The 5353-nt window shown below is 65.5% G+C and carries 6 protein-coding genes and 1 pseudogene; 6 read left to right on the top strand and 1 reads right to left on the bottom strand.

From position 1 onward, the window contains the following. Positions 1-1102, bottom strand: a pseudogene (locus tag ACIQPR_RS49010) (IS110 family transposase); the annotation flags it as partial. 208 nt (positions 1103-1310) lie between these two features. Between ACIQPR_RS49010 and ACIQPR_RS49015 the strand changes: the two are divergent. The 6 genes from ACIQPR_RS49015 to ACIQPR_RS49040 all read left to right on the top strand — a co-directional run bounded on the left by ACIQPR_RS49015 (position 1311) and on the right by ACIQPR_RS49040 (position 5235). Continuing rightward, a complete protein-coding gene (locus tag ACIQPR_RS49015) occupies positions 1311-2003 on the top strand; it encodes a transposase family protein (RefSeq protein WP_403664341.1) in 693 nt (230 codons plus the stop codon). 80 nt (positions 2004-2083) lie between these two features. Further along, the gene (locus ACIQPR_RS49020; RefSeq protein ID WP_403664344.1) at positions 2084-2749 is read left to right on the top strand and encodes a hypothetical protein; all 666 of its coding nucleotides are present in this window, start codon (positions 2084-2086) and stop codon (positions 2747-2749) included. A 389-nt stretch (positions 2750-3138) separates the two neighbouring features. Then, on the top strand, positions 3139-3447 hold the full coding sequence (locus ACIQPR_RS49025; RefSeq protein WP_403664347.1) for a transposase: 309 nt from the start codon (positions 3139-3141) through the stop codon (positions 3445-3447). Then, positions 3444-3881, top strand: a complete 438-nt coding sequence (locus ACIQPR_RS49030) for an IS3 family transposase (protein ID WP_403664350.1) — start codon at positions 3444-3446, stop codon at positions 3879-3881. The genes ACIQPR_RS49025 and ACIQPR_RS49030 overlap by 4 nt, the downstream gene beginning before the upstream one ends. 6 nt (positions 3882-3887) lie before the next feature. Beyond that, complete coding sequence (locus tag ACIQPR_RS49035) at positions 3888-4328, top strand: IS3 family transposase (protein ID WP_403664356.1); 441 nt, start codon at positions 3888-3890, stop codon at positions 4326-4328. Positions 4329-4590: 262 nt separating this feature from the next. Beyond that, positions 4591-5235 carry a hypothetical protein gene (locus ACIQPR_RS49040; RefSeq protein WP_403664353.1) on the top strand — a complete coding sequence of 215 codons (645 nt, stop codon included), beginning with the start codon at positions 4591-4593 and terminating at the stop codon, positions 5233-5235. Positions 5236-5353: the final 118 nt, after the last annotated feature.

The following is a 5353-nucleotide window of genomic DNA, read 5'->3' on the forward strand; positions in this document are numbered from 1 at the left end:
ACATCGACTCGGCGGCGTGCAAGGGCGAGCAGGGCCTGGACGTGGAGCAATCCTTCGGCGCGTTTCTTGAGGTAGTAGTCCCGGGAGGGGCCGGGGCGCATCATGGCGGTCTGAGCGGCCATGTAGAGGACGTGTCGTAGGCGGCGGTGGTAGCGCTTGGGCCGGTGGTGGTTGCCGGTCCGGCGTGGGCGGCCAGGTGGCCGGCGTCTGCGTAGTTGGACAGGTCTCCGACGATGGCGAGGAACTCGGCCCCGAGGATGGGGCCCATACCCGGCAGGGATTCGATGACCTCGGCGCGCTCGTCGAGGTGCAAGGACTCGCGGATCTCGCGGTCGGTGTCTTTGATCCACTCGTCGAGTGCGAGGAGCTGATGAGCGAGGTCGCACACGAGTTTGGCGGCGCGCTTTTCGCCCGGCAGAGACGTCACCTGGGACTGGGCCGCTTCGACCCCGCGGGCGGCGACCTCGGCTGCGCTGCGCACCGAACGTCGTGCCAGCCAGTCCGCAAGGTGTTTGACGCCTGCCTCGCACAGGGCAGCCGGGGTCTGGTACTCGGTTAGCAGGACGACCGGTCCCTTGGCTGCTGAGTAGTCGAAGGCTCGTTCCAGAGCAGGGCAGATGCCAACGAGGGCATCGCGCAGGCGGTTGATCAGCCGTACCCGGTCGGCGATCAGGTCGGCCCGGTGAGCGGTGAGCAGCTGGAGATTGGCCACGGTCTCGTCCGGGAGGCTCAGGGATGTGAAGTCCCGGCGCATACGCGCGGTATCGGCGATGACCAGGGCGTCCTTCGCGTCGGTCTTCCCTTCGCCGCGGTAAGCCCCGGACAGGCGGTTGACCGTGCGTCCCGGCACGTACACCACGCTCTGGCCATGAGCGATCAACAGTGCAAGCAGCAGCTTCGAAGCCCGGCCGCAGATGTCCACCGCCCACCGCACCTCGTCGGCCATCTCGCACGCTGCCACCATCAGGGCCAGGATCTCGTCCTCACCATTGACGACCTTCCTCGAGAACACCTTCTCTCCGCGGGCGTTGACTCCGACCGCCCAGTGGTGGGCCTTACCGGCATCGATGCCGACCCAGACCTGCTCATGACGTTCCGTCACCATCATCGCTCCGTTCCCAAGGCACCAGCACTCTCTGGGTCCGGGAACACTCCGCCGCCAAGCCCTTAACCAGCGATGACCGCAGTTCTCAATCAGCAGCCGGAGCGTCCCGAAGGACCGGGCGGCCACTCACTCCAAGCCATCAACGGCAGGTCACCATCAGCCACACCCAGTCCTCCCGGACCACCAGCATTCTTAAGGGGTCACCATGCTCATCGTCACCCGCGAGGGTGACCGCCGCTGCAAGCTCCCACTGCACCAGCGTGCCCTGGTCGCTCTGGTGTACCTGCGCAAGCACGAGCCCCTCACACAGATCGCCGCCGGGTTCGGCATCTCGGTCGGCATCGCGCACGCCTACACCAGCGCGGTCATCGAGCTGCTGGCCGCCCGTGCGCCAGGTCTGTTGCGTGCTCTGCGGGAGGCGGACCCCGAGTTCGTCCTGCTGGACGGCACCCTCGCCGAGTGCGACCGGGTCGGCGACGGACGCGCCGACTACTCCCACAAGCACCGGCGCCACGGCGTGAACGTGCAGGTCGTTACCGACCCCGGCGGCCGGCTGCTGTGGCTCTCACCCGCCCTGCCGGGCCGCACGCACGACCTGACCGCGGCCCGCACCCACCGGATCATCCGGATCTGCGAGCGCCAGGGCGTTCCCATCCTGGCCGACCTCGCCTACCAGGGCGGCGGCCCATGGGTGACCACCGGCATCAAACGCAGGCCGCTACAGGAACTCACCTCAACCGAAAAGACCCTCAACCGAGCCCTGGCCGCTGCGCGAGCACCGGTCGAACGCGGCGTCGCACGCCTGAAGTCCTGGCGCATCTTCCGCAGGTCCCGGTGCAGCCCGAACCGCATGACGTCAATCGCCAAGGCCATCCTCACCCTTGAGCGGCAACGCTGAAGAAGCTCAATGAGACTGGTCGGAACGGCCCCTGGGGCGAGCGTCCGCCCCGGACCGCGTATGCGGCGGCCAATATCCTGATGACCGCGGTTCTGGACGATCTGGGGGCCCTGCGGCAAATGCTCGCCAACCAGATGCCGGTGATCGGCCCGACGGTCGTCGCGCGGTCCGCGGTCGAGATCGCGTCGACGGTGTGGTGGCTGATGGAGCCGGGGATTGGTGTGCGTCGGCGTGTGTGCCGCGAACTGGTGCTGAGCCTGACGAGCGCCCGCCGTGCCAAGCAGGTTGCCCAGGGCATGGACGTGAGCCAGATGGTGACTGACGCGCTCCAGCAGGAGTCCCGGGTGCTGCAGAGGGTCGCGGACCTGAACATCGGACAGCCCACTTCGGGCAACCGGCCGGTGATCGAGGGCGAGCAGGCGGAAACGGCCACTGTCCAGACCGCCCAGATGCTCAGGGCGGTGCTGCCCCCGAACGACTCGGCCGAGTCGGTCTACCGTGTCTACTCAGGGGTGACCCATGGCGAGCTCTATGCCCTGATGAACTTCATGGCGCCCGGCGTCTCGTCGAACGGAGAGGCCAAGCTGTACTGGCACTTGGATCCCGTCGTCCTGGACAGCACGGTCCAGGTGGCGATCGCCGCGTTCGGGGAAGCGTTCGGCCGGATCCGTCAGGTGATGGGCTGGGGGAAGCTTGAGCGCGACCTCTGGGAGATCAACCTCGGGAAGATTTTCAATGGCGCGTAAGCGCCGCCGGGAGGGGAGGGCTGCCTGCAGCCCTCCCCTCCGGTATCAACCCGTCGTGCTCTCCTCGTTCTTGCTTCGGTTCTTGAAGAAGCTCATGGCCAGGAGCCCCAGCAACAGGGCCAGTGAAGCTGTGGCGGCAGGGGGTGTGCTCATCCCTTCGAGGATGCGAGGCTCCCACTCGGCCATTTCCGCCGGATCCAAGGCAGTCGGAGGCCAGAACTCCAGGAAGGTGGGCGTTTCTCCGGGCTTCGAGCTGAACAGGAGCCTGCTCTTCAACTGGCAAGCGATTCTTCCTGTGTTCTCGGTCAGGGACGCCGCCAGGAGTGGAGTGACCCCCGAAATTCCGACACCTGGACGCTGGATGTTTCATCATCCAGGGGAAGTGATCCATGGTGGCAAAGCGGAAGAATTACCCCCCGGAGTTCAAGCGGGATGCACTGGACCTGGTGCACTCCTCGAAGGACCGCTCCCTCACGGACATTGCCCGGAGCCTGGGCATCCATCTCGAAACACTGCGCAAGTGGGTCCGCGACGACAAGGCCCGTCGCGAAGCAGCGGACGGCGGAAGTGATGCCGGCATGACCCCGGCTGAGAAGGACGAGCTCACGCGCCTGCGGCGGGAGAACACGCGGCTGAGGGAGGACAACGAGATCCTCCGGAAAGCCGCCGCCTATTTCGCGCGGGAGACGACACGGTGATCCGCTTCCGTTTCGTCGACGAGCACCGGAACGCCCAGGGCGTCAAGCGGATGTGCGACGTCCTGGGATGGGACCGCTCCGGCTACTACACCTGGCATGCAAACAAGGAGGCACGGCAGGAGAAGGCCGACGCGGAAGAGGACCTGGCCCGCCGTGTCCGGGACATCCATACCGGCTCCCGGGGCGCCTATGGAGCCCGCAGGATCACGCGGAAACTCCACCAGCAGGGCCACGTCGTGAACCACAAACGTGTCGCGCGGATCATGCGGGAGCGAGAGATCTCCGGGGTAACGCGACGGAAGTCGCGGTGCCTGACGAAACAGGACCGCGCTGCGCCGCCCGCGCCGGACCTGATTCTGCGGGACTTCACGGCTCCGATGCCGGGCTTGAGGCTTGTCGGCGACATCACCTATTTGCCGACGGCCGAGGGCTGACTGTATCTGGCGACGGTAATCGACCTGTGCACACGGGAGGTCGTGGGCTGGTCGATGGCTGAGCATATGCGCACTCAACTGGTGGTAGACGCCATCCGTATGGCTCATGCCGGCGGTCACACGGCTGGGAACGCTATCTTCCACACGGACCGCGGCTCGCAATATACGTCGCGCCAATTCCGTGAAATTCTGGCCGAGTTGGACATCCGTCAGAGCACCGGCCGGACCGGGTCTTGCTTCGATAACGCCGCAGCAGAGAGCTTCTTCGCCGTTCTCAAAGCCGAGATCGGTACGGCCGTATGGGAGACCAGGGCCGCAGCTCGACAGGACGTTTTCCGGTGGATCGCTGAGTATTACAACCGGGAGCGGCTCCACTCGACGATCGGCTACATCACGCCGCACCAGGCGAGGACCCGCTTCCACCAACGGCTGGACCTCGCGGCATAAAACGGAAGTGTCGGAACCTACGGGGTCACTCCAGTTCGGCGTTGAGCCCCCTTCGGAAAACACGAACCCACGGCCTTCGGCCATTTTCACTCAGACGTAGTTGGCTTCTGAGGAGTAGCCAGGGGCCCGATGCCATTGGTCCGAGGGCGATCTTCGGGGTCTCCGCCAGTCGACGTGACGTTCCCCGGGTCGGAAGTGGGCCATATTGTCCTGCGACCGGAAACTCCTTGCTCTGGATCAGTACCGGCCGGAGCATGACGGTATGGACTACCGCCCCTTGCTCGCCCGGCACGCCGTCCCGCTCGCCCATGAGAAGGATCAGTGGGACAAGGTGGGCCTTGCTACCGGGCTGACACCCTACGAAGGCAAGGCTTCATACATCTGTGGTGTGATGCGCGAGTTCATGCAGGCGGCAGGGCTCAACTTCAAGGAGGGGTACCACCTCGGGGCTCTCTTCCTCGCCCTGGACGCCACCGAACTGCTTGGCAGGGTCGTCACTGGTGCCCGCACAGATGAGAACGACCCTCAGTATGTCGGCCCCAGCAAGGCGCTCCACCGGGGCGTGAGGTACCTGAAGAACCACGGCGACCAGCATGTTGCAGCCCTACCGCACAACCTGCAGCACTACGTGGAGTTGCGGAATTTCGCCGGGCACGGCGCGACCTTCCTGCCGCCGAAGCGGTATTTCGATCCCGACTCTACCCGCCTTCTGCTCCGCCGCCTGGCCTACGCCTTGAACACAATGTGGGAGGACGCCGGCCTGGCAGCCAGCCTGGCCACTGTTGAAGTCCATCCGATGTGGACCACCGTGAGGGGGAAGCCGCAGCCGGTGTACGTAACCGACATCCAGAAGCTTCTTGAGGCGAATCAGCCTGGCGACCAACTCGCCCACGATTCCTGGCGATAGTCCTGAGCCACCGCGATACAGTCCAACTCCCAAGCCGGATAGCCGAGTTGCCGGAGCACACGTGAGTACGAACAGCAGCAGCTCTCGGAAGAACGCGTCCGTCTGGCCGGGGATCGCC

The sequence above is a fragment of the Streptomyces sp. NPDC091280 genome (assembly GCF_044768565.1).
Classification (GTDB): Bacteria; Actinomycetota; Actinomycetes; order Streptomycetales; family Streptomycetaceae; genus Streptomyces.